Consider the following 26994-nt stretch of genomic DNA (forward strand, 5'->3'; position numbering starts at 1 on the left):
TAGCATCTGTTCCCGTTCCCGCCGGGGGCCCGTCCCCCGCCCTGCCCGAAAGCCTGGACGTCCCCCGTACTATCGGGGGTATGGCTGCTACGGAAGACGCGGTGCGCGAGGCACTGGCGACAGTGGACGACCCCGAGATCCATCGGCCGATCACCGAACTCGGCATGGTCAAATCGGTCGAGATCGGCGCGGACGGAGCGGTCGCTGTCACGGTGTACCTCACCGTCTCCGGCTGCCCCATGCGCGAGACCATCACCCAACGGGTCACCGACGCGGTGCGGGCCGTGGAGGGTGTCACCGCCGTCGAGGTGAGCCTCGACGTGATGAGCGACGAGCAGCGCCGCGAGCTGGCGAACGCCCTGCGCGGCGGCACCGCCGAGCGCGAGGTGCCCTTCGCCAAGCCGGGCTCCCTCACCCGGGTCTACGCGGTGGCCTCCGGCAAGGGCGGCGTCGGCAAGTCCTCGGTGACGGTCAACCTGGCCGCCGCGATGGCCGCCGACGGCCTGAAGGTCGGTGTGGTCGACGCGGACATCTACGGCCACAGCGTGCCCCGCATGCTCGGCGTGGAGGGCCGCCCGACCCAGGTCGAGGACATGATCATGCCGCCGTCGGCCAACGGTGTGAAGGTCATCTCGATCGGTATGTTCACCCCCGGCAACGCGCCCGTGGTGTGGCGCGGACCGATGCTGCACCGGGCGCTCCAGCAGTTCCTCGCCGACGTCTTCTGGGGTGACCTGGACGTCCTCCTGCTCGACCTGCCGCCCGGCACCGGCGACATCGCCATCTCCGTGGCCCAGCTGGTCCCCAACGCCGAGATCCTGGTGGTGACCACCCCGCAGCAGGCCGCCGCCGAGGTCGCCGAGCGGGCCGGTTCGATCGCCGTGCAGACGCACCAGAAGATCGTCGGCGTGGTCGAGAACATGTCGGGCCTGCCCTGCCCGCACTGCGACGAGATGGTCGACGTCTTCGGCACCGGCGGCGGCCAGGTCGTCGCCGACGGCCTGACGCGGACCACCGGCGCCACCGTGCCGGTCCTCGGCTCCATCCCGATCGACGTGCGGCTGCGCGAGGGCGGCGACGACGGGCGTCCGGTGGTGCTCACCGACCCGGAGTCCCCCGCCGGCAGCGCGCTGCGCTCCATCGCGGGGAAGCTCGGCGGCCGTCAGCGCGGCCTGTCGGGCCTCTCGCTGGGAATCACCCCGCGCAACAAGTTCTGACCGCGCGCCTTCGCGCACACGGAGTTCCGGGGCGCCTTCCCGTCGGGGAGGCGCCCCGTCCCGCGCTCCGGGGAGCACGGGAACGGTGTCACCGCGGGTCGGCGTAGTCCGCCACGTCCTTGACGACGGCGAAGCCGAGCCCGTACGCGCTGAGCCCCCGCCCGTACGCGCCGAGGTGGACGCCGCCCGGGGTGGAGCCGGCCAGGACCCAGCCGAACTCCGACTCGCGGTGGTGGAAGGGCGTGGAGACCCCGTCGACCGGGAGCATCAGCGTCGACCAGGCCGGACCGTCGAGGTCGTCGGCGAGCGCCCAGGCGGTCTCCGTCTGCTGCTCCAGCCAGTCGTCGCGCAGGGTGTGGTCCATCTGCGCGGGCCAGGTCACGGCGAGCAGGCCCTGCCCCGCCAGCCAGGCCGCCGACGCCTCGGAGGTCGCCTCCAGGACACCGGTGCCGTCCGCGCTGCGGCGGACCGGGCTGTCGCCGACCGTCACCACCACGGCGAACCTCTCACGGGGGCTGTCGGCGTCGCCGAGGTCGGCCCGGACCACCGGCTCGTCCCCGTGACCGAGCGAGCCGTGCTGGACGGTGCCGTCGGCGTCCTGCCCGATGTGGTGCAGGCGGCGCGGCCCGGTGTACGCCTCGTCCAGCGCGTACCAGGGGAACGGCGCGGCCAGGAAACCGTCGACGGGGACCCGGCGCTTGGGGCGCGCCGGGGCGGGTCGTTCCTCCTCGGGCTCCGGTCCGCCGCCCGCCTCGTCGGGGGCCGTGCCGTCACCGCTCAGCGCCTCGGCGCCGGACGCCTCACCGTTGCCCCCGTCCTCCGTGCCGGGACCGTCCAGGACGGTCGACGACTCACTCTGGGACTTGTCCGTGGTCTCCATCTTGCGGGCCCTTCCTCGCTCTCGTCCGTCCGGAGCGGCCCGCCCCCCTCGGGCGTCCTCGGTCCGGACAACAACAAAGGGAGAATAGCCACCCCGCTTCGGGGACACGGGATTGAACGGGCCGGGCGGGTGCCGGGTTGGTCCGGACGCCGGGCGATCAGGTGGCGTCGATGTCGAACGGCGGACGCTCGCCCGCCGCCACGGGGGCGCTCTTCTCCGGGCGCTTGGTGAGGTCCACGGGGCCGTCGGCGGCGGGCCCGGCGACCGACTCGGCCTCCTCGCGGCCGTTGACCGCGTCGGCGACGTCGCCCATCTCCTTGCGGAGGTCGAAGCTGTCGCGGATGTCCTTCAGACCGAGGTCGTCACTCTCCAGCTGCTTGCGGATGAAGGTCTTCGGGTTCAGGTCCTCGAACTCGAAGTCCTTGAACTCGGGGCCGAGTTCCTCCCGGATGTCCCGCTTGGCGCTGTCGGAGAACTCCCGGATCTTGCGGATGAAGCCCGCGACGTCCTGGATGACCTTGGGAAGCTTGTCGGGGCCGAAGATGAGCACGGCGAGCACGACGATCGTCAGGACCTCGAGTAGACCAATGTCGTTGAACACCTAGCAGCTCCTTGCGGCGGTCCGCGGCCCCACGGCTGGACATCACTCGACCGGGGCCCGGTCCACGTTACCCGGAGCGCCCCGGCGGGCGGTACCGTGCCGCCCCACCCGTCTCACCGTGCACCCCCCGTTCGCCCCCGCGCCGCCTTCCGTACGTCCCCGTGCGCGGGGTGCCGGGCGGCTCAGGAGGCGTCCGAGGAGCCCAGTTCGAGGGTGACCTCGCGGGGTTCGCCGGCGCGCTCGACGGTGAGGCCGAGGCGGTCGCCGGGCCGGTGCGAGCGGATCTTGATGATCAGTTCCTCGCCGGAGGCCACCGGGACTCCGTCGACCTCGGTGATCACGTCGCCGGCGACGATGTCCGCCTTGTCGGCGGGCCCGCCCGGGGTCACGGCGGAGCCTCCCCCGGCCGCCTGGCCGCCGACCTTGGCACCCTCGCCCTCGTACCCCATGTCGAGGGTCACCCCGATCACCGGGTGGGTGGCGCGGCCGTGGTTGATCAGTTCCTCGGCGACCCGTTTGGCCTGGTTGACGGGGATGGCGAAGCCGAGGCCGACGCTGCCGGCGGAGTCGTCCTGGCGGGCGGGGCCGCCGGGGGCGTGGATGGCGCTGTTGATGCCGATGACGCGGGCCCGCTCGTCGACGAGGGGGCCGCCTGAGTTGCCCGGGTTGATCGGGGCGTCGGTCTGGAGGGCGTCGACGTAGCTGATGTCGGTGCCGTCGCCCTTCTCGCCGCCCGCCGTGATGGGGCGCTCCTTGGCGCTGATGATGCCGGCGGTGACGGTGTTGGCCAGGTCGAAGGGGGCGCCGATCGCCACGACCGGGTCGCCGACGCGCACGTCGTCGGAGTCGCCGAGCGGCAGCGGGGTCAGCCCCGAGACACCGGAGACCTTCACCACGGCCAGGTCGTAGCCGGGGTCGCCGCCGACCAGGCGGGCCCGGGCGGTCTCGCCGCCGTTGAAGGTGACTCTTATCGAGCCTCCGTTCCCGGCGGAGTCCACGACGTGCTGGTTGGTGAGGATGTGGCCCCGGTCGTCCAGCACGAAGCCGGTGCCGAGCGCTCCGCCCTCGCCGCCGCTGACGTGCAGGGTGACGACGCCGGGCAGGGTCCGCGCGGCGATCCCCGCGACGCTGTCCGGGGCGCGTTCCCCGGCCTCCCCCGCCGCCTGCTCCAGCTCGACCGCCCCGAGGCCGCCGTGCCGCTCCAGCCGCATCCCGACGTATCCGCCGACCGAGCCCGCGACCAGCGCGAGCACCAGCGCCGCGCCCGCCAGCCGCCCCCGCCCGGCCCGCCGCTCCCGGCGCCGCTGTCCCGGCCCGCCGCCGGCCTCCGCGGCCGGCGCTCCCGGCGCCGCCCAGGGGTCGTAGCGGCCCCAGTCACCGCCGCCGCCCCGCTGGGGGCGGGCGCCCTCGGGGACGGGAGTGCCGTGTGCCGGGGTGCCGGGGTACTGCCCGGGCGGCAGACGGGTGCCGTGGGCCGGGGTCGGCACCGGCCGCTGGACCGGCGGGGCCGGGGCCCAGGGGCCCGGTTCGCCGTAGGGCGGCGTGCTGTACGGGTCGGGGGCGTGCAAGGGGCGCGGGCGTTCGGCGAAGGCCGGGGCGTCGGCCGCGCCGGGGGCGTCCGGGGCGGCCGCCGAGCGGGGGCCCGGAACGGTCGTCGTGCCCGCTGGCTTGCCCAGGTCGAGTCGCGGGGCGGTCGGCTCGGCGGCGTCCGGGGCCGTGTCGGACGTGGTCTCCGCAGCGACGGCGGAGCCGTGCGACGCCGCGCCCCGCTCCTCCCGGTCACCGCTCACCGGCGCGGTCCCGTCGCACGCGCCCCGGTCCGGACCGGGCTCCCGGAAGGCCCCCGGGGAGGTGCCGGTCATGGTGCGGGCCGTCTCGCCCCCGGCCGCCTCGGGGACGGCCTCGTCGGGCGTTCCGGTGGGCTTCGCCTGGTCCATGGTCTCCCCGCAGCCTGATGACGGGTGGGCGTACGGCGGACGCGCGGCGGCCCTGCTCCGTCGGATCGAGTGCCGGGCCCGCCCTGGCACAGGGGTGTCCGACGCGCCCCCGGCGGCCGGGCGCGGCCCCCGGAGAATTCAACCAGGTTCTCCGAGGGCCCGTGGCGGGCTCCGCGGGCGGGGTGGAGCCCGCGTCAGGGCGTGGCGGAGAGGCCGGGTCCGGCGGGGACACCGGCCGGGGGCGCGGCGGCGACCCCGGGGTCGGCGGAGTCCTGGCGCGCGGCGAGGGGCAGCGGTACCGAGCGGAGGTCCAGCGGCGCGGGACCGGGTGCCTTGAGCAGGGCGGCGGAGTACGGGTACGGCTCCAGCTCCTCCAGGAGCGGCGGCGTGCCCGGACGGCGCGGGGCGGTGGCGGAGACCTCGCCCCTGGGTCCGGAACGGGTCTCGCCCTGCGCGGCGAAGGCGGGCGGGGAGCCGCCCCGGCGGCCGCGGGAGTCGGGGGCGGCCTGCCCGGTGCCGGACTGGGTGCGCAGCGGGGTGACGTTGCTCTTGCTGCCGCCCGCGCGCTCCGTGGTGTCAACGGGGGTGCCCGCGGCGACCCCGCCGAGGGCCAGCGCGGCCAGCGAGACGGCCCCCGCGGCGGCGAAGGCGAACCGGCGCCCCCGCGAGGCGGAACGCTCGGCCTCGGCGCGCCCGATGTCGTGGATGCGGAAGCCCTTGCCCGGCTCGTCGGGGAGCGGCGGCGCGAGGGGGGCGTACCGGAAGGCGCTCGGAGCGGCACCGAAGTCGGAGCTGCCGAACGCCGGACCGGAGCCGAAGCCGGAACCCGAGTCGGTCGGCCCGTCGGGGCCGGCCGCCGGGAGCCCCTGGAGGCGGGCGAGGAAACTCTCGGTGGGGGGCGGGGGCGCCGCCGTGGCGAAGACCGACTTCAGACGGCGCTGGGCGTCGGCCTCGGCCTTGCACTTGCAGCAGGTCGCCAGGTGGGCCAGGACCCGCTCACGGGCCTCGTGGCCCAGCTCGCCGTCGACCAGTGCGGCGAGGCGGTCCCCCAGGTGCTGCTCGACAGGTGTCGGACGTGAACCGCTCACGTGGACGCGCCTCCTCCTCCCGGCATCGGAGCCACCGCCCCGGCCAGGGAGCGGCGCTCTGCGCGGGCCTCGGGCGAACGGTGCTTGAGCGCCTTGCGCAGTTGCGAGCGGCCCCGGTGGATGCGGCTGCGGACGGTGCCGAGCTTCACGCCGAGGGTGGCGGCGATCTCCTCGTACGACAGGCCCTCGATGTCGCAGAGGACGACGGCGGCGCGGAACTCGGGCGCGAGGGTGTCCAGCGCCTGCTGCACGTCGGCGTCGAAGTGGGTGTCCTGGAAGACCTGCTGCGGGGAGGGCTCGCGGCTGGGCAGCCGCTCGGCGGCGTCCTCGGCGAGGGCGTCGAAGCGGATGCGCTGCTTGCGGCGCACCATGTCCAGGAAGAGGTTGGTGGTGATGCGGTGCAGCCAGCCCTCGAAGGTGCCGGGCGTGTACGTCGACAGCGAGCGGAAGACGCGGACGAAGACCTCCTGGGTGAGGTCCTCCGCGTCGTGCTGGTTGCCCGTGAGGCGGTAGGCGAGGCGGTAGACGCGACCACTGTGGGTGCTGACGATCTCCTCCCAGCTGGGCGGCGTCCACGTCGGCGAGTCCGCGTCGGCGGCGAAGGTCGCGGTCTGCACGGATTCGGCGGCGGGCGCACCTCCCTGGGCTGCCGTACGGCGGCGCGGAAGGCTTCGGTCAGCGGTGTCGGTCACGGATTTCGGCTCGCCGGCCGACCTGAGAAGACGTCTGAGCACACCTCCCCGGTCACCGGCCGCAGCCGCACCTCCCCTGTCGGCTCTGGTGGTGTCCAGTGGAGCCCCTACCATAGCCACCCCTGCCGTTAGCTCGGGATAAGAGTTTTTACCAGGAATTGGTGCGGGGTGCGCGGACGCGCCCGGAGCCGTCCCGCGGATGCCCTCGCCGGCCTGCCCGGCCCCGGCCGGCATCACGAACGCGCTGCTCACAGCGGTGCGGGGCGCTCCCCGCGCCGCGCGGCAGGTCGTCGTCACCGCCTCCGCCACCGCCGTCATGGGCCACTCCTCGCGTCCGCCCGCCGGGACGCCTCGCGCGGCCCGCTCTCTCCCCTCCTCAACGCCCGGTCCCATCTGCGGGTTCCCGGTGCCAACGGTTACAGTCACCGCCAGGCAACTTTGGGGACAGGAGAGGGCCATTACCGGCAACCGGCAGACGAGCTGGACGTTCGCCGACGCCTTCGTAGCCGAGGACGAGGCGCTCCTGTGGGCCCGGGACCAGGCACACGCGGCGGGACTGCGGCCGGTCTCCCCCGGGACGGGGGCCGTGCTGCGGATGCTCTGCGCGACCCTCGACGCCAAAGCGGTGGCGGAGATCGGCACCGGCACCGGTGTCTCCGGCATCCACCTGCTCGGCGGGATGCGCCCCGACGGGGTCCTCACCACCGTGGACACCGAGCCGGACTGCCAGCAGTTCGCCCGGGAGGCGTTCCGCGCGGCCGGTTTCGCCGCGAACCGGGCCCGCTTCATCCCCGGCCGCGCCCTGGACGTGCTGCCGCGCCTCGCCGACGGCGGGTACGACCTGGTGTTCTGCGACGGAGACCGGATGGAGGGGCTGGAGTACCTCGCTGAATCGTTGCGCCTGCTGCGTCCCGGCGGGCTCGTCTGCTTCGAGGGCGTGCTGGCCGACGGCCGGACCGTGGAGTCGGGCCCGCAGCCGGTGGAGGTGGTGCGGCTGCGCGAGCTGGTGCGCGCGGTGCGCGAGAGCCCGGAGCTGATCCCCTCGCTGGTGCCTGTCGGCGACGGTCTGCTCTGCGGCGTCAGGCGCTGACACGGCCGGCCCCGACCCCGGGCACGACGCCGCCCCCGGTACCGCGTACGGTGCCGGGGGCGGCTTCACAGGTTCATCGCTATGTGTGTCAGCCGACGACCTTCTTGAGGGCATCGCCCAGTGCGTCCGCCTCGTCCGGGGTCAGCTCGACGACGAGTCGCCCGCCACCTTCGAGCGGAACCCGCATGACGATGCCCCGCCCCTCCTTGGTCACCTCGAGCGGGCCGTCACCCGTCCGCGGCTTCATGGCCGCCATGCTCGTTCCCCTTCCTGAAACCAGCTCGTCGCAGCCGGCGGCCCCATGACAGGCGCTGTGTCACCGGCATCGAACACATTGCTTCCCTGCCATTATCCCGCATCCCCGGACCCGATGACCAACATCGGCCGGCATCGCTTACGCAACGCGCTTGAGCAAAACCACCCAATTCGGCGATGCGGCTGCGATACTGCGCCGCCGCATACACCCTGGCGGCCCGATTTTCTTTGACGCAGGTCACACACCCCCGCGCCGCACGAGGCGGCCGCCCCTGGGGGATGCTTGCCCGGGAACCCGGTGCCGGGCCGGGACGCACACGCAGAACTTGTGAGGAGCAGGCTCATGGCCGACGCCGTGCTGTACGAGGTCAGTGACGGACTCGCGACGATCACCCTGAACCGACCCGAGGCCATGAACGCCCTCAACACCGAGGCGAAGGTCGCGCTGCGCGAGGCCCTGCTGGCCGCCGAGGCCGACGAGGCGGTGCGCGCCGTGCTGCTGACCGCCACCGGGCGGGCGTTCTGCGTGGGCCAGGACCTCAAGGAGCACGTCGGCAACCTGATGTCGGACAAGGAGTCCGGCACCGAGCTGACCATGACGACGGTGCGCGAGCACTACAACCCGATCACGCTGGCGATCACGCGGATGCGCAAGCCGGTCGTGGCCGCCGTCAACGGCGCGGCCGCCGGGGCCGGTTTCGGCTTCGCCCTCGCCGCCGACTACCGGATCGCCGCGGACACCGCGAAGTTCAACACCTCCTTCGCCGGGGTGGCGCTCTCCTCCGACTCGGGCCTGTCCTGGACGCTGCCCCGCGTCGTCGGCACCACCCGCGCCACGGAGCTGCTGTTCTTCCCGCAGAACATCACCGCCGGGCGCGCCCTGGAGCTGGGCATCCTGCACCGCGTGGTGCCCGCGGACGAACTGGCCGGGACCGCGCTGGAGCTGGCCCGGCGCCTCGCGGCCGGGCCGACGGTGGCGCTGGCCGCGATCAAGGAGGCGGTGGCCTTCGGCGCCGGGCACACGCTGGAGGAGTCCCTGGAGAAGGAGGACGAGCTCCAGACCCGCGCCGGGACCTCCGAGGACCACGTCATCGCGGTCCGCGCCTTCCTCGCCAAGGAGGAGCCGAAGTACCTGGGCCGCTGAGCCCGGGCCGCTCCGGCACCACGTACGGCCGTCCTGCCCCGAAGGGGGAGGGCGGCCGTCCGCGTCCCTCAGGTCAGCTCGGCCGCCGGCAGCTCCAGGAGCAGGCCCTTCTCCCACGCGCCGGTGCGGTGGTTGTGCCAGGAGGCGCGCACGGTCCCGACCGCGGCGAGGCCGACCTCGCGGTAGCCGCGGATGGCGTACGTGTCGGCGGCGGCCGGGTCGCTCACCGGCCGGTGGTGGCCGCGCTCGTCCACCAGCCACCGGGCCAGGGTGCGCACGGCGCCGGGGCCCGGGCCCTGCCCGTGTCACCGGACCGGCGGGAAGATGTCGGTGCGGCGTGGCGGAACTCCGGGGCGGTCTCCTCGCCGAACCGGATGGCGCCGGCCGCCTCGCCCTCGACGAGGACGGCGAGCACACGGGCGTGGTCCTCGGGCGGCGGCCGCCGCAGGGCGACCTCCGGCTCCCGGACGGTCCGGTCGAGGAGGTCGGCGCCGGCGGGGACGGTGGAGCGCAGGACGACCCGCTCCCCGCGCGGCACCGGGCCCGTCAGCGGCCGGCCGTTCCTCTGGCCACGCAGTCGGCGAGGTGGTCGTCGACCAGGCCGCACGCCTGCATGAGCGCGTAGGCGGTGGTCGGGCCGATGAAGCGGACGCCGCGCTTCTTCAGCTCCTTGGCCAGCGCGGTCGAGGCGTCGGTGACGGCGGGCACGTCGGCGAGGGTGCGCGGCGCCGGGCCCGCGCTCTTCGGGGCGTACGACCAGATCAGCGCGTCGAGTTCGCCCTCGGGCCAGTCGGCGAGGAGGCGGGCGTTGGCGAGGGTGGCGTCGACCTTGGCGCGGTTGCGGATGATGCCGGGGTCGGCCAGCAGCCGGCCCCGGTCGGCCTCGGTGAACTCGGCGACGGCGGAGATCTCGAAGCCGGCGAAGGCGGCCCGGAAGGACTCCCGGCGGCGCAGGATGGTGATCCAGGAGAGCCCCGACTGGAACGCCTCCAGGCAGAGCCGTTCGAACAGGGCGTCGTCCCCGTGGACGGGGCGGCCCCACTCGGTGTCGTGGTAGACGAGGTAGTCCTCGGCGGACAGACCCCAGGGGCAGCGCGGGGCACCGTCGGGGCCGGGCAGTGCGCCCTCGGCGGGGGCCGCGGGCCGGGCCGGGACGGTCGGCGTCTCGCTCATCGCCGCTCCCCCTCGCCCGGCGTACCGGCGGGGCCCTCCTCGCCCGTGTCCGGTTCGGGGGGTGGCGCGAGGAGACCGGGGCCGCCGACGGCGTGCGCCTGGTCGCCGGCGCGGGCGCTCTCCAGTTCGGCGATGCGGGCGTCCCGTTCGGCGAGTTCGGCGCCGAGGCGGCTGAGCGCGTCGTCCACCTCGGCCATCCGGTAGCCGCGCAGCACCACGGGGAAGCGCAGCGCGTCGACGTCGGCGCGGGCCAGCGGCCGGTCCTCGGGGAAGGTGTCGGCGACGGTCTCGGGTTCCGCCTCGGGCAGCACGGGCCGCGAGCCGCCGCCCACCGCGGCGAGCGTCACCGCCGCCACCACCACGACCAGCGCGATGACCAGGAACACGAACATGACCATCTCGGGGACTCCACCGCTCGTACGTTGTGAGGATCACGCGCGCGGGTCCGTGGCCCGTGCGCGCCGGACCCCGATCGTGCCATGCGCGCACGGCGGTTAAGGTCGCAGGCGACCATGAGCGAGAAGGAGTACGACGGATGCTGCGTCTGGGACGGCGTGAGTTCGCGCCGCACGAGCCGGTGATCATGGCGATCGTCAACCGGACCCCCGACTCCTTCTACGACCAGGGGGCGACCTTCGACGACCTGCCGGCGCTGGAGCGGGTGGACCGGGCGGTCGCCGAGGGCGCCGCCATCGTGGACATCGGTGGTGTCAAGGCCGGTCCGGGCGACGAGGTGGACGCCGAGGAGGAGGCGCGCCGCACGGTCGGTTTCGTCGCCCGGGTCCGCGAGCGCCACCCCGAGGTGGTGATCAGCGTCGACACCTGGCGCCACGACGTCGGCGAGGCGGTCTGCGAGGCCGGCGCCGACGTGCTGAACGACGCCTGGGGCGGGGCCGACCCGAAACTCGCGGAGGTGGCCGCCCGCCACGACGTGGGTCTGGTCTGCACCCACACGGGCGGCGCGCGCCCGCGGACCCGGCCGCACCGGGTCGCGTACGAGGACGTGGTGGCCGACATCCTCGATGTGACCACCGGGCTCGCCGAGCGGGCGGTCGCGCTCGGGGTGCGCCGGGACCGCGTCATGATCGACCCGGGCCACGACTTCGGGAAGAACACCCGGCACAGCCTGGAGGCCACCCGCCGCCTCGGCGAACTGGCCGCCACCGGCTGGCCCGTCCTGGTCTCCCTCTCCAACAAGGACTTCGTCGGCGAGACCCTGGACCGCCCGGTCAAGGAGCGCCTGCTCGGGACCCTCGCGACCACGGCCGTCTCGGCCTGGCTGGGCGCGCAGGTCTACCGCGTCCACGAGGTGGCGGAGACCCGCCAGGTGCTCGACATGGTCGCCTCGATCGCGGGCCGCCGGGAGCCGGCGGTGGCGCGGCGGGGGCTGGCTTGACCTCAAGCGCCCTCAAGGTACGAGGCTGAGGGCATGACCAGCCCGTCAGTCGACCTCGGGGGCGTGTCGAGCGCCGCCCCCGCCCGTGACCTGCCCAGCCCGACCGGCCACCGGCCCGACCGGTGGTCCGGCGCCCTGCTCGACCTCGACGCCTATCTGGCCCGGATCGGCTACGAGGGTCCGCGTGAGCCCACGCTCCCCGTGCTGCGGGCCCTCCAGCGCGCCCACACCACCGGCATCCCCTTCGAGAACGTGCACGCGGCCCTCGGCCGGGAGCTGCCGCTCGACCTGCCCTCCGTCGAGGCCCGGCTCGTCCACGGGAGGCGGGGCGGCTACTGCCTGGAGCACGCCGGCCTCTTCGCCGCCGCCGTGGAGCGCCTCGGGTTCCACGTCACCGGCCTGATGGGCCGGATCAGCCTCGGTGCGGCCAAGGTGCTGCCCGCCAGCCACGGCCTGCTCGCGGTGCGGGTTCCCGGCGAGGCCCGCACGTGGTTGTGCGACGTGGGCTTCGGTTCCGGTCCGCTCGGGCCCATCGAGCTGGCCGACGGGGCCCGTGCCGCGTACGACGGCTGGCGGCACCGGCTGGAGCGGCGGCCGGGCACCCACGGGATCGACCAGTGGTGGCTGTACCAGTCGGCACCCGGCACGGAGGCGGTCCCCGGCTCCTGGATCGACCGGCTCACCTTCACGCTCACCGCCCAGTACCCGGTCGACTACGCCGTCGCCAGCCACTACGTGGGCAGCCACCCGGGCTCCCCGTTCGTCCGGCGGCTCTTCGTCCAGCGCATGACCCCCGCGCTGCACCACGCCCTGGACGGCCTCACCCATGTCACCACCCGCCCCGACGGGACCACCACCGAGCGGGAGGTCGCGCCGGACGCCCTGGACGGGACGCTGCGCGAGGTGTTCGGGCTGGCCCTCGCCGAGGAGGAACTCCGCGAGCTGGCCGCCCGCCGGGACACGGCGCCGGAGGACTGACCGGGCGCCGGTGCTCAGGGGTGCGTCCGCGCGCCCTTGAGCACCTTGTCCACCGCGTTGCGCGGGCCGTGCACGGCGAGGCCCACCAGGTCCGGCCGGTCCTTGCCGACGGCCCGCACGGCGGCGCGGTTGTCGCGGTCGTGGCCGGTGGCGAAGAGGTCCGAGGTGAGGACGGCCCGGGGCAGCGCCCCGGCCAGCGCCTCGCCGTGGGCGGCGGCCGCGCCAGGGCCTGACCCTGGACGAGGCGGCCGGCCTGCCGCACACCCACCCCGCCCACCTGGTCCGTGCCTTCGGCATCGCGCCGCGCCAGTACCTGACGACGCCGCGCGTCGGCCGGGCCCGGCGCCTGCTGCTCGACGGACTGCCGCCGGGCGAGGTGGCGGTGGCGGCCGGCTTCTACGACCAGTCGCCCCTGGACCGGCACTTCAGGAAGGTGGTGGGCACCGCCCCGGGCCGCTACGCCCGCACCGGCGCCCCCGGCCGCTGACCCGGCCCCCCGCCGCCCCGGCCGGTACCGGGGCGGCGGGCCGGGGCACGGTCAGGAGCCGATGGCGACCGCCGGGCCCGAACCGGGGTGGCGGCGGGGCTCGGTCTCCTTGGTGACCAGGGCGACGGCCTCCTCGACGTCGTCGGTGAGGTGGAAGAGCAGCAGGTCCTTGGCGGCGCACTTGCCCTGCGCGACCACGGTGTCCCGCAGCCAGTCGACCAGCCCGCTCCAGTACTCCTTGCCGAACAGCACGATCGGGAACCGTGTCACCTTGCGGGTCTGCACCAGCGTCAGCGCCTCGAACAGCTCGTCCAGCGTGCCGAGGCCGCCGGGCAGGACCACGAACCCCTGCGCGTACTTCACGAACATCGTCTTGCGGACGAAGAAGTAGCGGAAGTTGACGCCGATGTCGACGTGCCGGTTGAGGCCCTGCTCGAAGGGCAGCTCGATGCCGAGGCCCACGGAGACGCCGCCGGCCTCGCGGGCGCCCTTGTTGGCCGCCTCCATGGCGCCGGGCCCGCCGCCGGTGATGACCGCGAACCCGGCCTCCACGAGGGCCTTGCCCAGCTCGACGCCGGTCTGGTACTCGAAGGACTCCGGGCCGGTGCGGGCCGAGCCGAAGACGCTGATGGCGCTGCCGAGTTCGGCGAGCGCGCCGAACCCTTCCACGAACTCCGACTGGATGCGCATGACCCGCCACGGGTCGGTGTGCACCCAGCTGGAGTCGCTCTTGCTGTCCAGCAGCCGCTGGTCGGTGGTGCCGGGCTGGATCTGCTCGCGCCGCCGCACGACGGGGCCGAGCCGCTGCTCCTCGGGCACATCCGCTGCTTGTGGAGTGGCCATGTACTCCCCTTCCCTTCCGGTACTCCGGCGCCGTCCGCCGGGGGTCCCGGCGTACGTCTTGCCATGTCAGCCTAGGCGGAGCGCTGTTACGGCGGGCGGAAGCGGCCGTGGCCGCCCGGAAGCGGTGAACGGGCGGGCGGGGGCCGGCCCGCGGCTCAGGCGGTGAGCCAGCTCGCCAGGCGCTTCTCGGCGTCCAGGATCCTGGCGGTGTCGACCCGCTCGTCGCGCCGGTGCGCGAGGTGCGGGTTGCCGGGACCGTAGTTGACGGCGGGGACGCCGAGCGCGCTGAAACGCGCCACGTCGGTCCAGCCGTACTTGGGCATCGGGGTGCCGCCGACGGCCTCGGCGAAGGCTGCGGCGGCCGGGTGGGAGAGACCGGGCAGGGCGCCGCCGCTGTGGTCGTCGACCACGAACTCACTCACGCCGCAGCCGTCGAAGACCTCCTTGACGTGGGCGAGGGCCTCCTCGGGGGTGCGGTCGGGGGCGTAGCGGAAGTTGACGGTGACGGTGCAGGCGTCCGGGATGACGTTGCCCGCGACTCCGCCCTCGATGCCGACGGCGTTGAGGCCCTCGCGGTACTCCAGGCCGTCGATGAGCGGGTAGCGCGGCTGGTAGGCGGCGAGCCGGTCCAGGACGGGCGCGGCGGCGTGGATGGCGTTCGACCCCATCCAGGAGCGGGCGGAGTGGGCACGCTCGCCGGTGGTGCGCAGCAGCACCCGCAGGGTGCCCTGGCAGCCGCCCTCGACCTGGCCGTCGGAGGGCTCCAGGAGGATGGCGAAGTCCCCCTCCAGCCAGTCGGGGTGGGCGGTGGCGACGTGGCCGAGACCGTTGAGGTCGGCGGCGACCTCCTCGTTGTCGTAGAAGACGAAGGTCAGGTCGCGGTTGGGCTCGGGGACGGTGGCGGCGATGCGCAGCTGGACGGCGACGCCGGACTTCATGTCGCAGGTGCCGCAGCCCCACAGGACGCCGTCCGGGTCGAGCCGGGAGGGGACGTTCCCGGCGATCGGCACGGTGTCGATGTGCCCGGCGAGGATGACCCGTTCGTCGTGGCCGAGGCGGGTCCGGGCGACGACGTTGTTGCCGAACCGGTCGACGGTCAGGTGCGGCAGCGGGCGCAGCGCCGCCTCGACCGCGTCGGCGAGGGCGCGCTCCTCGCCGCTCTCGGAGGGAAGGTCGACGAGGGCGGCGGTGAGGGCGGCGGCGTCGAGCGTGAGGTCAAGGGGAGTCTGAGCCATGACCGCGACCCTAACGCGGGGATCCCGGGCGCCCCGGCACTCCCCCGGGCCGCTCCAGTACCTTGGGCAGCGTGTCTGAGCCCTCCTTCTTCCGGCGCGGCCGTGTGCTGCGCGTCGGCGCGGCCCTGGTCGTGCTGCTGGCGCTCGCCGGGTACCTGGCGGCGCAGCAGCGCGGCGGTGCCCCGGCGAGCGCCCGGTGCGTGGTCCGGTCCGCCGACGACCCCGCCGAGACCTACGAGCTGAGCGCGGTGATGGCGGTCAACGCGGCGACCATCTCGGCGGTCGGCACCGGCAAGGGCATGCCCGAGCGGGCGGTGACGATCGCGCTGGCCACCGCCATCCAGGAGTCCTCGCTGCGCAACATCGACTACGGCGACCGCGACTCGCTCGGCCTCTTCCAGCAGCGGCCTTCGCAGGGGTGGGGGACACCCGAGCAGATCATGGACCCGGTCTACTCCTCGGAGAAGTTCTACGAGCACCTGGCCGAGGTCCCCGGCTACTCCCGGCTGCCGCTGACGGTGGCGGCCCAGCGGGTCCAGAAGAGCGGCTTCCCGCAGGCGTACGCCAAGCACGAGCGGGACGCCTCGCTGCTGGCGGCGGCCCTCACCGGCCGGGCCGCCGAGACGCTGACCTGCGGCGGCGCCACCGAGGAGCCCGGCGACGAGAAGGCGGTCCGCGCGGCGCTGACCCGGGACTTCGGCAAGGACGTGCTGCCGGCCGCCGGCGCGGCCGGTTCGGCGTCCGGCGCGGACGGGGCGGCGGACGGTCCCCGGGTGGTCGAGGTGCCCGTCCCCTCGGCGGACGGCAAGCGCCGTGGCTGGGAGCTGGCCCACTGGGCGGTCGCCCACGCCACGAAGCTCGGGGTGACCGAGGTCACCTACGCGGGCCGCTCCTGGCGCACCGGAGGCGGCTGGGAGACGGCGGCCCGGGAGGCGGCGGGCGACGGCACCGGCGAGGTGCGGATCGTGCTCTCCGCGGGCTGACCCGGCCTTTCGACGGGCCGGCGGCCACGGCGGCGGCCCTTACCGTTCGGACATGAGCTCTTTCGACGTGCACGACTTCCTGTCCCGCCCCCTGGTGGCCCGCGTCGCCACCGCAGGACCGACCGTGCGGCCGGTGTGGTTCCTCTGGGAGGAGAACGCGTTCTGGTGGCTCACGGGGGCGTACGCGCGGCTGGAGCGGCGGCTGGCCGAAGACCCCACCGTGGCCCTGGTGGTGGACACCTGCGACCTCGCCACCGGCCAGGTGCTCTCGGTGACCTGCCGGGGCACCGCCGAGGTGGTCGCGCTGGACCGGTCGCGCGCGGTCCGCAAACTGACCCGTTACCTCGGCCCCGAGGAGACGTGGCCGGCGCGGTTCACGGCGTCCCTGGACGACCCGGCGGCCCGGCTGGTGCGGTGCGTGCCGGAACGTCCGCCGGTGGTCCGGGACCTGTCGTGGTGAACGGCCCGGGCCCCGGCGAGGCGAGCCGCCGGGTGCCACCCGCAGTGGCCGAGCCGCACGTTCGGGGCCGCCGCGGACCGGCTGCACGTCCGTGCGAGGGGGTCGCCCGGACGGTGGGGTGTGCGGAGCGCCGGCCGGGGGTGCGCGGGCGGTCGCGGGGCGGCCGGGCGGGCGCGGATACGCCTAGTTCAGAGGCTGCGGAAAGCATTCGGCCGAGGAGCCACCGGGCCGCTTGTCGGGGAGGCCGACAATCTGACGCGTTACCGATTCGTGATCCCGTGGTGCCGCAACCTTCGCCGCTCCGGCGCGGTAGTCACGGCGTCGCAGGGCCGGGCGGACCGGCCCGGACGGCGCGACGGCCGCCTCACGGCCCGCGCCCCACGTCCCCCCAGAAGGAGCAACATGTCCCTCCCCCTGAGCCGCCGGATCGCCCGTGCCGCCCTCCTCGTCGCCGCCACCGCGGCGCCCGTGGTCGGCGCCGCCGGTGCCGCCAACGCCGTGGAGCTGCCCGCCGGGTCGAACCTGGGCGGGCTGACCGCCCTGGACGGCGAGGGCCTCGGCAACACCGTCGACGGTGCCGCCCAGGGTGCCACCGGCGCCGCCGGGAAGACCGGCTCCGAGGCCGTCGGCACCGCGCTGCCCGCCGCGGGCAAGACGCTCGGCCAGACCGGCAGGACCGTCGCCCCGGCCGCCCAGGACGCCGCCGGGACCCTCGCGGGCTCCGCGGGCAAGGCGGTCGGCGACACGGCCGGCTCCGCCGCCCAGAGCGGACTGCCCGGCAAGGGCCTGCCCGTCGGCGGCCTGCCGATCGGCTGACATCCCCTCGGCCGCGCGGCGAGCGGCTGAGCACGCGGGGCCCGGGGAGCGCTGACTTTCCGGGCCCCGCGGCGCACCCGGACCCTCAGGCGGCGGTGAGCCGGGCGACGGCCGCCGCGACGCGTTCGTCGGTGGCGGTGAAGGCGATCCGTACGAAGCGGTCCCCGGCCGGGCCGTAGAAGTCGCCCGGGGCGGCGAGGACGCCGAGCGTGGCCAGATGGGCGACGGTGTCCCAGCAGGGCTCGTCCCGGGTGGCCCACAGGTAGAGACCGGCCTCGCTGTGCTCCACGCGGAAGCCGTGGGCGAGCAGGGCCTCGCGCAGGGCGGTGCGGCGGGCCGCGTACCGCTCGCGCTGCTCGGCCACGTGCGCGTCGTCGCCGAGGGCCGCGACGGTGGCGGCCTGCACGGGGGCGGGCGTCATCATCCCGCCGTGCTTGCGGATCTGGAGCAGCTCGCCGAGGACGGCCGCGTCACCGAGGACGAACGCCGCGCGGTAACCGGCCAGGTTGGAGCGCTTGGAGAGCGAGTGCACCGCGACGAGCCCCTCGTGGCCGCCGCCGCACACCTCGGGGTGCAGGACGGAGACCGGGTCGGCCTCCCAGCCCAGTTCGAGGTAGCACTCGTCGCTGACCACGAGCACGTCGTGCTCACGGGCCCAGGCCACGATGCGGGCCAGTTCGTCCTTGCCGAGGACGCGGCCGGTCGGGTTGGACGGCGAGTTGAGCCAGAGCAGCTTGAGCGGCCCCGGGTCGAGGTCGGTGACCGGGTCGTCGTAGACCACCGGTTCGGCGCGGGCCAGACGGGCGCCGACCTCGTACGTCGGGTAGGCCAGCCGCGGGAAGGCGACGGTGTCGCCGGGCCCCAGGCCGAGCTGGGTGGGGAGCCAGGCGACGAGTTCCTTGGAGCCGACCACCGGCAGGACGTTCCGCTCGGTCAGCCCTTCGGCGCCCAGGCGGCGCCCGGCCCAGCCGAGGACGGCGGCGCGCAGTCCCGCGGTGCCCCAGACCGTCGGGTAGCCGGGGGAGTCGGCGGCGGCCGTCAGCGCCTCGCGCACCAGGTGCGGGACCGGGTCGACGGGGGTGCCGACGGAGAGGTCGACGAGGCCGTCCGGATGCGCGGCGGCGGTCGCCTTGTACGGCTGGAGCCGGTCCCAGGGGAACGCGGGCAGGAGGGCGGAGACGGGCGAGGACGCGGCTGCGGACACGGCTGCTCTTTTCGGGTCCTGGTGCGGTGGGGTCTGGTCGGGGTCGGGCCGGGACTCCGGACACCCGCTCCCGTGGGGCGATGGTGCCGGGAACGACGAGGTCCCGCCGGTGCGGAACCGGCGGGACCTCGTACGAACTGTCTGCGGAACCGGGCCGGGGCCCTTACTGGTTCTGCGGCGGCAGTTCGGCGATGAAGGGGTGGTCACGCTCGATGAGACCGAGCTTGCTGGCCCCGCCGGGCGAACCCAGCTCGTCGAAGAACTCGACGTTCGCCTTGTAGTAGTCCTTCCACTCCTCGGGAGTGTCGTCCTCGTAGAAGATCGCCTCGACCGGGCAGACCGGCTCACAGGCTCCACAGTCGACGCATTCGTCCGGGTGGATGTACAAGGACCGCTGGCCCTCGTAGATGCAGTCGACCGGGCACTCCTCGATGCACGCCTTGTCCTTCACGTCGACACAAGGCTGCGCGATGACGTAGGTCACGCTGTCGTTCCTCCTCGATAGGGCGCTGGCGGGCCGTCTCTACAGGCTCCGCCGCCTGGCGCGCGGGAGCGCGGCGTCGTCGATGCCCGCCCCTAGTATCTCCGTTCCGGGAGATGATCCGAACAGGAGGGGCGGCCGAAGCCGTGGAATTCACTGCCGGCGGACAGCTCGAAGTCCGCATCACCCCCGCTGACGTGGGAAAACGTGTATCGGTGCGTGCCTTCACCGACACCGGAACGGGGGACGCGCGGTTCACCGACACGGTGGGGGTTCTCACATCATGGACCGGCGGCGTGCTGAGCATCACACGCCGTTCCGGCGAGTCGGTGCGTGTCGCCGAGGCGGCGCTGGCCGCCGCGAAGACCGTCCCGGCGGCCCCCGCCCGCCGCCGCGGCCCGGCCGCCTCCTACCCGGAGCTGGCCCGCGTCGCCGCGCGCGGCTGGCCGCCCGTCGAGAGCGAGCGGCTCGGCGAGTGGCGGCTGCGCGCCGCCGCCGGTTTCACCCGGCGCGCCAACTCCGCGCTGCCGCTGGGCGATCCGGGCGTTGCGCTGCCGGAGGCGCTGGCGGCGGTGGCCCGCTGGTACGCCGCGCGCGGCCTGCCCGCCTACGTCCAGACCTCGACCGGCGGCGAGGGGACGCAGGAGCGGCTGGCGGCCCGCCTGGAGGAGCTGGGCTGGGCCCGGGAGGTCTCGGCCGAGCTGCGCACCGGCGCGCTGGCGCCGCTCGCCGACCGGGCGCCGGGCGCGGCCGTCCGGCTGACGCGCCGGCCGGACGCGGCGTGGCTGAGCCGCTGTCAGCGGGTGGGGACGGTACGGCCGGAGGTCACGGCGGTGCTGACCGGCGGGCCCTCGGTCTGGTTCGCCGTCGTGGACGGCGAACCGGGCGGCCCGGCGCGGGCGATCGGGCGGTGCGTGGTGGACGGGCGCTGGGCCGGGTTCGCGGCGGTCGAGGTCGATCCGGAGCGCCGACGGCACGGTCTGGCCTCGGACGTCATGGCGGCGCTGGCGTCCCGCGCGCTGGACGAGGGCGCCTCGGCGGCCTGGCTCCAGGTGGAGCGGGAGAACACGGCGGCCCGCGCCCTGTACGAGCGGGCCGGGTTCGGCGTGCACCACCACTACCACCATCATCGCGCTCCGGGGACGGGTGCGGCGGACCCCGGGGACCGGTGCTGATGGAACTCCCCGACCCGTTGCGGCTGCGGACCGAGTTCGCCGAGGAGGCCCGCTCCGAGCGGCCGGGGCTCGCACGGCTCTGCCTGCTCGTGGGGGCGGTCGCCGACCCCGCCCGGGGCGAGCCGGGCATCGACGCGGCCGAGGTGGAACTGGACCGGCTCGCCGGTGAACTGCCGTACCGGCCCGCCTCGCCGCGCGAGTGGGCGCTTGCGCTGGCGGAACTGCTCGGCACCCGTTACGGCTTCCACGGCACCGAGTCCGACTACCGGCGGCTGGAGTCCTCACTGCTCCAGGAGGTGCTGCGGCGCCGCCGGGGCCTGCCGATCCTGCTGTCGGTGGTGTGGCTGGAGGTGGCCCGCCGCGCGGGTGCCCCGGTGCACGGGGTGGCGCTGCCGGGCCACTTCACGGTCGGCTTCGGCCCGCCGGAGGACCTGGTGCTCGCCGACCCCTTCGACGGCGGCACGCTGCTCTCCCCCGCCGACGCCTCCCTCATCGTCACCGGCGTGACGGGAGCGCCGCTCGACCCCTCTCTCCTGCGCCCGGCCGATCCGCTGGAGGTGATCCGCCGGGTCCTGAACAACATCCGCGCCTGGGCGGCGGCCCGCCCCGAACGCACCGACGTGGCCCTGTGGGCCGTCGAGCTGTCACTGCTGCTCCCCTCCCACCCGGCGGACCTGCGCTACGAGCACGCACAACTCCTCGTGAAGTGTGCCGACTTCGTCGGGGGCGCCCGCGAACTGGAGTCGTACGCCGAGGTGGTGGCCGCCGTCGACCCGGAGGCGGCCGAGTTGATCAGGGGCCAGGCCCGGGCGGCGCGGGCACGGCTGAACTGAGCGGGTCGTCCGGGCGGCCCCGTCCCCGGTGCGGGCCGGTCCGGCGCACGGCTCAGGCCCCCGCGAGATGCGGGAAGCGGTAGGCGGTGCGGCTGCGGAGCTTCTGGCCGGGGCGGAGGACGGTGGTGGGGTACTCGGGGTGGTTGGGCGAGTCGGGCAGGTGCTGGGTCTCCAGGCAGACGGCGCGGTGGCGGGTGAGGGGGCGGCCGTCGGTGCCGGTGAGGGAGGCGTCGAGCTGGTTCCCGGTGTAGACCTGCACGGCGGGTTCGGTGGTCCACACCTCCATGGCGCGGCTGCCGTCGAGGGTGGCGAGGGTGGCGGCGGGGCGCAGGCCGTCGGGGCCCGGGGCGCCGTCGAGGAGCCAGGTGTGGTCGTACCCCCCGGCGGCGGCGAGCTGCGGGTGGGCGGCGACGGCCTCCGGGGTGAGGCGCGGCCCCAGCACGGTGGCCTCGCGCAGGTCGAAGGGGGTGGCGTCGACGGGTGCCGGCGGGCCGACCGGGATGGCCTCGGCGTCGACGGGCAGGTAGCGGGTGCCGGGGACGCGCAGGGTGTGGGCGGCCAGGCCGTCCTGGCCGGCCGTCAGGTCGAAGTAGGCGTGGTGGGTGAGGTTGACGACGGTGGGGCGGTCGGTGCGGGCCTCGTAGTCGAGGATGAGGGTGTGGTCGGCGCCGAGGCGGTAGGTGACGGCCACCTCCAGGGCGCCGGGGAAGCCCATGTCGCCGTCGGGGCTGAGCAGGGTCAGGCGGACGGCGGCGTGCCGGCCGGGGGCCGGGGTGGCCCGCCAGACGCGCCGGTCGAAGCCGTCGGGGCCGCCGTGCAGGGCGTGGCCCCGGTCGTTGGCGGGGACGGTGTGGCCGGCGCCGTCCAGCGGGAAGCGGCCGTGGGCGAGGCGGTTGGCGTACCGGCCGACCAGCGCGCCGAGGTAGGGGCCGCGCGCGGCGGCGTACGCCTCGGTGGTGGGCAGGCCGAGGACGACCGAGGCGCGGGTGCCGTCGGTGGCGGGCACGGTGAGGTGCTGGAGGATGCCGCCGTAGGTGAGGACGGCGGCGGTGGTGCCGGTGCCGGAGTCGAGGTGCCAGCGCTGGACCGGGGTGCCGTCGGGGGCGTAGCCGTGGGGTTCGTGGCGGACCGCGGGGGCCGTGGCGGCGTTCACCGCGGGCCGCCGGGGCGGGCGGGGGCCGACTCGCGGACGGCGAGGCGGTGGCCGGGGCGCGGGCGGCGCGGTCCGGTCGGCGGGGTGCCGTCCCTCAGCTGCGCGACGAGGCTGTCCACGGCGAGGCGGGCGATGGCCTCCTTGTCGGGGGAGACGGTGGTGAGGGAGACGGCGCCGTAGCGGGCTTCCTCGATGTCGTCGAAGCCGACCACGGCGATGTCGCCGGGGACGCTCAGGCCGCGTTCGGCGAGGGTGCGCATGGCGCCGATCGCGATGAGGTCGTTGTAGGCGAAGACGGCGTCGGGGGCGGCGCCGCGGTCCAGCAGGGCGGCCATGGCGTGCGCGCCGTCGGCCCGCCCGTACCCGTCGGTGACCACCACCAGCGAGTCGTCGGCGGGCAGGCCGGCCGCTTCCAGCTCCTCGCGCCAGCCCCGCAGCCGCAGGTGGGCGGGTTGGCGTTCGCGGCCGGTGCGGGAGCCGAGGAAGGCGATCCGGCGGCGGCCGAGGCCGAGCAGGTGGCGGACGGCCTCGCGGGCGGCGGCGACGTTGTCGATGGCGATGTGGTCGTAGGGCGCCTCGTACTCGCGCTCGCCGAGCAGGACGAGGGGGGCGGCGCCGGTGCGGCCGGTGAGGTCCTCGGTCTCCAGGTGGATGGGGCTGAGGATCAGGCCGTCGATGACCTGCGCCCGGAAGCCCTGGCTGACCAGGAGTTCGTTCTCGCGCAGCCCCGCGGTGTGGTCGACGAGCACGGTGTAGTCGTGGCGGGCGGCGGCGTCGATGACGGCGCCGGCCAGTTCGGCGAAGTACGGGTTGCCGAACTCGGGGACGGCCAGCGCGATGATCCCGGTGCGGCCCTTGCGCAGGTGGCGGGCGGTGAGGTTCGGGCGGTAGCCGAGTTCGTCGATGGCCCGCTGGACCTTGGCCCGCATACCGGGTGTGACGTGCTGATAGTTGTTGACGACGTTCGACACGGTCTTGACGGACACGCCCGCACGCTGCGCAACGTCCTTGAGACTGACGCCCACGGCACTCCTAGCTTCGTGACGCTTCTCGGCTGCTGCTCCGGGGAAACCGCCGCGGGGACGGTCCCGTGGGCTCAGGTGGATCTGCGGCCCCGGGCCAGGTAGCGCTGGGCCACCACGACCACCACGAGGAAGCCGCCGCTGACCACCGACTGGTACGAGGAGTTGAGCGAGCCGATCTGGTTGATGAGGTTCTGGATGACGGCGAGCAGCAGGACGCCCCACAGGGTGCCGCTGACCGATCCGGCGCCGCCGGTCAGCAGGGTGCCGCCGATGACGACCGCCGAGATGGCGTCGAGTTCCATGCCCACGCCGAGGATGGTGACACCGGAGTGGAGCCGGGCCGCGTTGAGGGCCCCCGCGAATCCGGCGAGCAGTCCGCTGAGCGTGTAGACGAGCACCTTGGTGCGGGCCACCGGCAGCCCCATCAGGGTGGCGGCGTCGCTGGAGCCGCCCACCGCGAAGAGGCCCTGCCCGAACGGGGTCCGCTGGAGCAGCAGCCCGCCCCCGCCGAACAGCGCCAGCGCGAGGAACAGCGGCACGCCGAATCCCCAGACGGTGCCCCCGCCGAGCCAGGAGAACGCGGAGTCCTTCGGCACGAGGTACGTGGTGGCGCCCTCGTCGGTGAAGGCGAGGAGCAGGCCGCGGGCGCCGAGCAGGGTGGCGAGGGTGACGATGAACGGGGCGAGGCCGGCCCGGCCGATGAGCAGGCCGTTGACGAGGCCGATGCCGCCGCAGACCAGCAGGGGGACGAGCAGGGCGGGCAGCAGGCCCCATGGGGAGGCCCAGGCGGCGAGTACCCCGCCGAGGGCGAAGACGGAGCCGACGGAGAGGTCGATGCCGCCGGTGATGATGACCAGCGTCATGCCGAGCGCGACGATCGCCAGGAAGCTGGCCTGCACGGTGACGCCGCGCGCGTTGTCGAGGGTGGCGAAGGACGGGTAGAGCAGCGAGGCGACGAGGATCACCGCGAGCAGCACGGCGAGGACGCCCTGGCGCTGGACGAGGCCGAGGAGGCGCTCGCGGCGGCCGGGGTCCTCGGTCCCGGCCCGGACCGAGGGGGCACCGGCGAGGGGCGCGGGGGCCGCCTTCGCGCGGGCGGGGGCGGGGGCGGCGGTCTGCTCCGCCGGGCGGGGTGCGTTCATCGGGACCGGCGCTCCCGGGCGATGTGGACGGCGGCGACGATGATGGCCGCCTGGGCGATCTGGGCGGTGGAGTCGGGCAGGTCGTGTTTGACGAGGGTGGCGCGGAGGAGCTGCATCAGCACGGCTCCGGCGACGGTGCCGAGCACCCGGACGGAGCCGCCGCTGAGCGGGGTGCCGCCGACGACGACGGCGGTGATGGCGGAGAGTTCCATCAGGGTGCCGAGCGAGGACGGGTCACTGGCGGTGAGCCGGGCGGTGGCGAGGACGCCGGCCAGGGCCGCGAAGGTGCCGCAGAGGACGTAGACGCCGGTCAGGACGCGTTTGACGGGGAGTCCGGCGAGCACGGCGGCCTCGCGGTTGCCGCCGACGGCGACGATCTGGCGGCCGAAGGTGGTGCGGGCGACCAGGAAGGCCACGGCGAGGGCGAGTCCGGCGGCGACGAGGACGACGACGGGGACGCCGAGCAGGCTCGCGGTGCCCAGCGAGAGCAGGTCGGGGTTGATGATCTGCTTGAGCCGGCCGTCGGCGAGGACCAGGGCCAGGCCCCGCCCGCCGACGAAGAGGGCGAGGGTGGCGACGATGGGCTGGAGCCCGACCACCGACACCAGGACGCCGTTGACCAGCCCGGTGACGGCTCCGGCGAGCAGCGCCAGCACCAGCGCCGGGACGAGTCCGTGGCCGAGGTAGAGCGGCAGCAGCGCGGCGGCCAGCGCCATCGCGGAGCCGACCGACAGGTCGACGCCCTCGGTGCCGATGACCAGGGCCATGCCGAGCGCCACGATGACGACCGGGGCGACCTGGACGAGCTGGGTGGTGAGATTGCCGGTGGTCAGGAAGCGGTCGGTGAACAGGGCGTTGAAGAGCAGCAGTACACCGACGGCGACGTACACGCCGTACGCCTGGTACCAGGCCGGGTCGCGGTACCAGGGCCGGGCCCGGCCGGCGGCCGGCGAGGACGGTGCGGACGCGGGCGGCGCGGCGGGACCGGGTGCGGTGGCGGGGGCCTGGGTCATCGGGGCTCGGCCTCCTCGGCGGGGCGGGGGGTGGGGGCGCCGTCGGCGAGGATCTCCAGCAGGGCGGGTTCGGTGACGGCGTCGCCGGCGAGTTCCCCGGCGAGGCAGCCGGCGCGCAGCACGACGACGCGGTCGGCGCCCTCGATCAGCTCCTCGATGTCGGAGGAGATGAGCAGGACGGCCAGCCCCTCCCGGGCCAGTTCGTCGATGAGCCCCCGCACCTCGGCCTTGGCGCCGACGTCGATGCCCCGCGTCGGCTCGTCGAGCAGCAGGACGCGCGGTTGCAGGCAGAGCCAGCGGGCGAGGAGCACCTTCTGCTGGTTGCCACCGGAGAGTTCGCCGACCTTCTGCTCGGGGCTGGACGCCTTGATGCGCAGCCGCCGCATGAAGATCTCCACGACCCGGTCCTGCCGGGCCCGGGAGACGATCCCGGCGCGGGAGAGCCGGGGCAGCGCGGCCAGCACGATGTTCTCCCGCACGGAGAGCCCCGGCACGATCCCCTCCGCCTTGCGGTCCTCGGGCAGCATGCTGATCCCGTGGGCGATGGCGGCGGCCGGGGTGACCCGGCGCAGCACCTTCCCGGCCACGGTGACCTCGCCGGAGTCCAGGGCGAGGCCCCCGGCGAGCGCCTTGGCGGTCTCGCTGCGGCCGGAGCCGAGCAGCCCGCCGAGCCCCAGCACCTCCCCGGCGTGGAGCGAGAGCGAGACCTCGTCGAGCTGGTGGCGGCGGGTGAGGCCGTCGGCGGTGAGGACGGGGGTGCGGGCGGCGGCGTGCCCGTCGGCGGCGAAGCCGGCGACACCGTCCCGGCGGACCTCGGCCATGTCCCGGCCGAGCATCATCGAGACCAGCCGCGTCCGCTCCAGGCCGGCCAGCGGCCCGGTGTGGATGTGGCGGCCGTCGCGCAGCACGGTGACCCGGTCGCAGATCCGGTACAGCTCGTCCATCCGGTGGCTGACGTAGACCACGGCCACGTCGCGGCCGCGCAGCTCCTCGATGACCCGGAAGAGGGTCTCGACCTCGCGGGGTTCGAGTGAGGAGGTGGGCTCGTCCATGACGACGACCCGGGCGCGGACCGAGACGGCCCGGGCGAGCGCCACCATCTGCTGGGTGCCGAGCCCCAGGGTGTGCAGCGGACGGCGCGGGTCGACCCGGACGCCGAAGCCGTCGAGGAGGGCGGCGGCCTCGCGGTTCATCCGGGGGAAGTCGATGAGCTTCAGGCGGGTGCGCGGTTCGCGGCCGAGGAAGATGTTGCGGGCCACGCTCATCAGCGGGACGAGGTTGACCTCCTGGTAGATCGTGGAGATGCCCGCCTGCTGCGCCTCGAAGGGCCGCTGGAAGCGGACCGGCTCCCCGGCCAGGCTCAGTTCGCCCGCGTCGGGCCGGTGGACGCCGGTCAGCACCTTGATGAGGGTGGACTTGCCCGCGCCGTTCTCGCCGACCAGCGCGTGCACCTCACCGGCCCGCAGGTCGAAGGAGACGTCGTCGAGGGCGACGACCCCGGGGAACCGCTTGCCGATCCCCCGCGCCCGGAGGACCGGGGTCCCGGCCGCCGGGGCGGTCGGCGCGCCGCCGGGGCCGGTCTCCTTCCGCACCCCGGGGGTGGCTGCTTCGGGTGGTGCCATGGGCTGCTGACCTTCCGGTGCGCGGGGCGGCTTCAGGGGTACGGGCGGGCCGGACGGCGGGCTCGCCCGGG

27 protein-coding genes and 3 pseudogenes are annotated in these 26994 nt (G+C 74.9%); 11 read left to right on the forward strand and 19 right to left on the reverse strand.

The window, feature by feature from the left end:
- Positions 1-80: 80 nt before the first annotated feature.
- Positions 81-1217, forward strand: a complete 1137-nt coding sequence (locus Sdia_RS26755; RefSeq protein WP_100454587.1) for an Mrp/NBP35 family ATP-binding protein — start codon at positions 81-83, stop codon at positions 1215-1217.
- An 88-nt stretch (positions 1218-1305) separates the two neighbouring features.
- On the opposite strand, the gene Sdia_RS26760 is transcribed toward Sdia_RS26755, so the two are convergent.
- The 5 genes from Sdia_RS26760 to sigE form a co-directional block, all read right to left on the reverse strand.
- Positions 1306-2097: a hypothetical protein gene (locus tag Sdia_RS26760; protein ID WP_115067985.1), complete on the reverse strand. Its 792-nt coding sequence runs from the start codon at positions 2095-2097 to the stop codon at positions 1306-1308.
- A 157-nt stretch (positions 2098-2254) separates the two neighbouring features.
- Positions 2255-2698 carry a sec-independent translocase gene (locus Sdia_RS26765; RefSeq protein ID WP_100454582.1) on the reverse strand — a complete coding sequence of 148 codons (444 nt, stop codon included), beginning with the start codon at positions 2696-2698 and terminating at the stop codon, positions 2255-2257.
- Positions 2699-2880: 182 nt separating this feature from the next.
- The gene (locus Sdia_RS26770) at positions 2881-4635 is read right to left on the reverse strand and encodes a S1C family serine protease (RefSeq protein ID WP_100454580.1); all 1755 of its coding nucleotides are present in this window, start codon (positions 4633-4635) and stop codon (positions 2881-2883) included.
- Between the two features lie 194 nt (positions 4636-4829).
- Positions 4830-5723, reverse strand: coding sequence for an anti-sigma factor family protein (locus Sdia_RS26775; RefSeq protein ID WP_100454578.1), 894 nt, complete (start codon positions 5721-5723; stop codon positions 4830-4832).
- Positions 5720-6529 carry an RNA polymerase sigma factor SigE gene (gene sigE / locus Sdia_RS26780; protein ID WP_181843953.1) on the reverse strand — a complete coding sequence of 270 codons (810 nt, stop codon included), beginning with the start codon at positions 6527-6529 and terminating at the stop codon, positions 5720-5722. The genes Sdia_RS26775 and sigE overlap by 4 nt, the downstream gene beginning before the upstream one ends.
- Positions 6530-6821: 292 nt before the next feature.
- Between sigE and Sdia_RS26785 the strand changes: the two genes are divergently transcribed.
- Complete coding sequence (locus Sdia_RS26785; protein WP_100455116.1) at positions 6822-7505, forward strand: O-methyltransferase; 684 nt, start codon at positions 6822-6824, stop codon at positions 7503-7505.
- Between the two features lie 88 nt (positions 7506-7593).
- Here the strand turns inward: Sdia_RS26785 and Sdia_RS26790 are convergent, their stop codons facing one another.
- Positions 7594-7761, reverse strand: a complete 168-nt coding sequence (locus tag Sdia_RS26790) for a DUF3117 domain-containing protein (protein WP_003966491.1) — start codon at positions 7759-7761, stop codon at positions 7594-7596.
- Positions 7762-8103: 342 nt separating this feature from the next.
- On the opposite strand from Sdia_RS26790, the gene chcB reads away from it, so the two are divergent.
- Positions 8104-8904, forward strand: a complete 801-nt coding sequence (chcB, locus tag Sdia_RS26795; protein ID WP_100454575.1) for a 2-cyclohexenylcarbonyl CoA isomerase — start codon at positions 8104-8106, stop codon at positions 8902-8904.
- A 68-nt stretch (positions 8905-8972) separates the two neighbouring features.
- Here the strand turns inward: chcB and Sdia_RS26800 are convergent.
- The 3 genes and pseudogenes from Sdia_RS26800 to Sdia_RS26810 form a co-directional block, all read right to left on the reverse strand.
- Positions 8973-9442, reverse strand: a pseudogene (locus Sdia_RS26800) (aminoglycoside 6'-acetyltransferase).
- Between the two features lie 8 nt (positions 9443-9450).
- Positions 9451-10077 (reverse strand): DNA-3-methyladenine glycosylase I, encoded by a 627-nt coding sequence (locus Sdia_RS26805; protein ID WP_100454573.1) that lies wholly within the window; start codon positions 10075-10077, stop codon positions 9451-9453.
- Complete coding sequence (locus tag Sdia_RS26810; RefSeq protein ID WP_100454572.1) at positions 10074-10475, reverse strand: DivIVA domain-containing protein; 402 nt, start codon at positions 10473-10475, stop codon at positions 10074-10076. Before Sdia_RS26810 ends, Sdia_RS26805 begins: the two co-directional genes overlap by 4 nt.
- Before the next feature lie 137 nt (positions 10476-10612).
- On the opposite strand from Sdia_RS26810, the gene folP reads away from it, so the two are divergent.
- On the forward strand, positions 10613-11473 hold the full coding sequence (folP, locus tag Sdia_RS26815) for a dihydropteroate synthase (RefSeq protein ID WP_100454570.1): 861 nt from the start codon (positions 10613-10615) through the stop codon (positions 11471-11473).
- A 33-nt stretch (positions 11474-11506) separates the two neighbouring features.
- Positions 11507-12451, forward strand: coding sequence for an arylamine N-acetyltransferase family protein (locus Sdia_RS26820; RefSeq protein WP_100454568.1), 945 nt, complete (start codon positions 11507-11509; stop codon positions 12449-12451).
- A gap of 14 nt (positions 12452-12465) precedes the next feature.
- Here Sdia_RS26820 and Sdia_RS26825 read toward each other — a convergent pair.
- Positions 12466-12669: pseudogene (locus Sdia_RS26825) on the reverse strand (DUF2000 family protein); the annotation flags it as partial.
- On the opposite strand from Sdia_RS26825, the pseudogene Sdia_RS26830 reads away from it, so the two are divergent.
- A pseudogene (locus tag Sdia_RS26830) lies at positions 12627-12938 on the forward strand (helix-turn-helix domain-containing protein); the annotation flags it as partial. The pseudogenes Sdia_RS26825 and Sdia_RS26830 overlap by 43 nt on opposite strands.
- A gap of 51 nt (positions 12939-12989) precedes the next feature.
- Here Sdia_RS26830 and Sdia_RS26835 read toward each other — a convergent pair.
- Together Sdia_RS26835 and dapE are read right to left on the reverse strand one after the other, a co-directional pair.
- Positions 12990-13781 carry an LOG family protein gene (locus tag Sdia_RS26835; RefSeq protein WP_100454567.1) on the reverse strand — a complete coding sequence of 264 codons (792 nt, stop codon included), beginning with the start codon at positions 13779-13781 and terminating at the stop codon, positions 12990-12992.
- Between the two features lie 155 nt (positions 13782-13936).
- On the reverse strand, positions 13937-15016 hold the full coding sequence (dapE, locus tag Sdia_RS26840) for a succinyl-diaminopimelate desuccinylase (RefSeq protein ID WP_100454565.1): 1080 nt from the start codon (positions 15014-15016) through the stop codon (positions 13937-13939).
- 62 nt (positions 15017-15078) lie between these two features.
- On the opposite strand from dapE, the gene Sdia_RS26845 reads away from it, so the two are divergent.
- The 3 genes from Sdia_RS26845 (at position 15079) to Sdia_RS26855 (ending at position 17275) form a co-directional block, all read left to right on the forward strand.
- Positions 15079-15999, forward strand: a complete 921-nt coding sequence (locus Sdia_RS26845; protein WP_203604971.1) for a VldE C-terminal domain-containing protein — start codon at positions 15079-15081, stop codon at positions 15997-15999.
- Between the two features lie 52 nt (positions 16000-16051).
- Positions 16052-16459: a pyridoxamine 5'-phosphate oxidase family protein gene (locus Sdia_RS26850; RefSeq protein ID WP_164495058.1), complete on the forward strand. Its 408-nt coding sequence runs from the start codon at positions 16052-16054 to the stop codon at positions 16457-16459.
- A 402-nt stretch (positions 16460-16861) separates the two neighbouring features.
- Positions 16862-17275, forward strand: coding sequence for an ATP-binding protein (locus Sdia_RS26855; protein WP_100454558.1), 414 nt, complete (start codon positions 16862-16864; stop codon positions 17273-17275).
- A gap of 85 nt (positions 17276-17360) precedes the next feature.
- On the opposite strand, the gene dapC is transcribed toward Sdia_RS26855, so the two are convergent.
- Positions 17361-18479, reverse strand: coding sequence for a succinyldiaminopimelate transaminase (gene dapC, locus Sdia_RS26860; protein WP_100454555.1), 1119 nt, complete (start codon positions 18477-18479; stop codon positions 17361-17363).
- Between the two features lie 163 nt (positions 18480-18642).
- Positions 18643-18963 (reverse strand): ferredoxin, encoded by a 321-nt coding sequence (gene fdxA, locus Sdia_RS26865; protein WP_003950669.1) that lies wholly within the window; start codon positions 18961-18963, stop codon positions 18643-18645.
- Positions 18964-19106: 143 nt separating this feature from the next.
- Between fdxA and Sdia_RS26870 the strand changes: the two genes are divergently transcribed.
- Entirely contained in the window at positions 19107-20135 is a 1029-nt protein-coding gene (locus tag Sdia_RS26870) for a GNAT family N-acetyltransferase (RefSeq protein WP_428947829.1), read from the forward strand.
- Positions 20135-20968: a transglutaminase family protein gene (locus Sdia_RS26875; protein ID WP_100455115.1), complete on the forward strand. Its 834-nt coding sequence runs from the start codon at positions 20135-20137 to the stop codon at positions 20966-20968. Before Sdia_RS26870 ends, Sdia_RS26875 begins: the two co-directional genes overlap by 1 nt.
- A 52-nt stretch (positions 20969-21020) precedes the next feature.
- Here the strand turns inward: Sdia_RS26875 and Sdia_RS26880 are convergent, their stop codons facing one another.
- The 5 genes from Sdia_RS26880 to Sdia_RS26900 all read right to left on the reverse strand — a co-directional run bounded on the left by Sdia_RS26880 (position 21021) and on the right by Sdia_RS26900 (position 26923).
- Entirely contained in the window at positions 21021-22121 is a 1101-nt protein-coding gene (locus tag Sdia_RS26880) for an aldose epimerase family protein (RefSeq protein WP_115067980.1), read from the reverse strand.
- On the reverse strand, positions 22118-23146 hold the full coding sequence (locus Sdia_RS26885) for a LacI family DNA-binding transcriptional regulator (RefSeq protein WP_115067979.1): 1029 nt from the start codon (positions 23144-23146) through the stop codon (positions 22118-22120). The genes Sdia_RS26880 and Sdia_RS26885 overlap by 4 nt, the downstream gene beginning before the upstream one ends.
- A 71-nt stretch (positions 23147-23217) precedes the next feature.
- Entirely contained in the window at positions 23218-24288 is a 1071-nt protein-coding gene (locus Sdia_RS26890) for an ABC transporter permease (protein WP_100454551.1), read from the reverse strand.
- Positions 24285-25301 carry an ABC transporter permease gene (locus tag Sdia_RS26895; protein ID WP_100454549.1) on the reverse strand — a complete coding sequence of 339 codons (1017 nt, stop codon included), beginning with the start codon at positions 25299-25301 and terminating at the stop codon, positions 24285-24287. The genes Sdia_RS26890 and Sdia_RS26895 overlap by 4 nt, the downstream gene beginning before the upstream one ends.
- On the reverse strand, positions 25298-26923 hold the full coding sequence (locus tag Sdia_RS26900) for a sugar ABC transporter ATP-binding protein (RefSeq protein WP_229830141.1): 1626 nt from the start codon (positions 26921-26923) through the stop codon (positions 25298-25300). Before Sdia_RS26900 ends, Sdia_RS26895 begins: the two co-directional genes overlap by 4 nt.
- Positions 26924-26994 lie beyond the last annotated feature (71 nt).

It is taken from the genome of Streptomyces diastaticus subsp. diastaticus (assembly GCF_011170125.1).
In the GTDB taxonomy this organism is placed as follows: domain Bacteria; phylum Actinomycetota; class Actinomycetes; order Streptomycetales; family Streptomycetaceae; genus Streptomyces; species Streptomyces diastaticus.

What these genes read in the sequence shown, in the direction of transcription:
- folP (WP_100454570.1), top strand. Translation starts at nt 10,613, where the DNA reads ATGCTGCGTCTGGGACGGCGTGAGTTCGCGCCGCACGAGCCGGTGATC.
- Sdia_RS26755 (WP_100454587.1), top strand. Translation starts at nt 81, where the DNA reads ATGGCTGCTACGGAAGACGCGGTGCGCGAGGCACTGGCGACAGTGGAC.
- Sdia_RS26850 (WP_164495058.1), top strand. Translation starts at nt 16,052, where the DNA reads ATGAGCTCTTTCGACGTGCACGACTTCCTGTCCCGCCCCCTGGTGGCC.
- Sdia_RS26875 (WP_100455115.1), top strand. Translation starts at nt 20,135, where the DNA reads ATGGAACTCCCCGACCCGTTGCGGCTGCGGACCGAGTTCGCCGAGGAG.
- Sdia_RS26890 (WP_100454551.1), bottom strand. Translation starts at nt 24,288, where the DNA reads ATGAACGCACCCCGCCCGGCGGAGCAGACCGCCGCCCCCGCCCCCGCC.
- Sdia_RS26895 (WP_100454549.1), bottom strand. Translation starts at nt 25,301, where the DNA reads ATGACCCAGGCCCCCGCCACCGCACCCGGTCCCGCCGCGCCGCCCGCG.
- Sdia_RS26805 (WP_100454573.1), bottom strand. Translation starts at nt 10,077, where the DNA reads ATGAGCGAGACGCCGACCGTCCCGGCCCGGCCCGCGGCCCCCGCCGAG.
- sigE (WP_181843953.1), bottom strand. Translation starts at nt 6,529, where the DNA reads ATGGTAGGGGCTCCACTGGACACCACCAGAGCCGACAGGGGAGGTGCG.
- chcB (WP_100454575.1), top strand. Translation starts at nt 8,104, where the DNA reads ATGGCCGACGCCGTGCTGTACGAGGTCAGTGACGGACTCGCGACGATC.
- Sdia_RS26790 (WP_003966491.1), bottom strand. Translation starts at nt 7,761, where the DNA reads ATGGCGGCCATGAAGCCGCGGACGGGTGACGGCCCGCTCGAGGTGACC.
- Sdia_RS26900 (WP_229830141.1), bottom strand. Translation starts at nt 26,923, where the DNA reads ATGGCACCACCCGAAGCAGCCACCCCCGGGGTGCGGAAGGAGACCGGC.
- Sdia_RS26760 (WP_115067985.1), bottom strand. Translation starts at nt 2,097, where the DNA reads ATGGAGACCACGGACAAGTCCCAGAGTGAGTCGTCGACCGTCCTGGAC.
- dapE (WP_100454565.1), bottom strand. Translation starts at nt 15,016, where the DNA reads ATGGCTCAGACTCCCCTTGACCTCACGCTCGACGCCGCCGCCCTCACC.
- Sdia_RS26770 (WP_100454580.1), bottom strand. Translation starts at nt 4,635, where the DNA reads ATGGACCAGGCGAAGCCCACCGGAACGCCCGACGAGGCCGTCCCCGAG.
- Sdia_RS26835 (WP_100454567.1), bottom strand. Translation starts at nt 13,781, where the DNA reads ATGGCCACTCCACAAGCAGCGGATGTGCCCGAGGAGCAGCGGCTCGGC.
- Sdia_RS26810 (WP_100454572.1), bottom strand. Translation starts at nt 10,475, where the DNA reads ATGGTCATGTTCGTGTTCCTGGTCATCGCGCTGGTCGTGGTGGTGGCG.
- Sdia_RS26820 (WP_100454568.1), top strand. Translation starts at nt 11,507, where the DNA reads ATGACCAGCCCGTCAGTCGACCTCGGGGGCGTGTCGAGCGCCGCCCCC.
- Sdia_RS26855 (WP_100454558.1), top strand. Translation starts at nt 16,862, where the DNA reads ATGTCCCTCCCCCTGAGCCGCCGGATCGCCCGTGCCGCCCTCCTCGTC.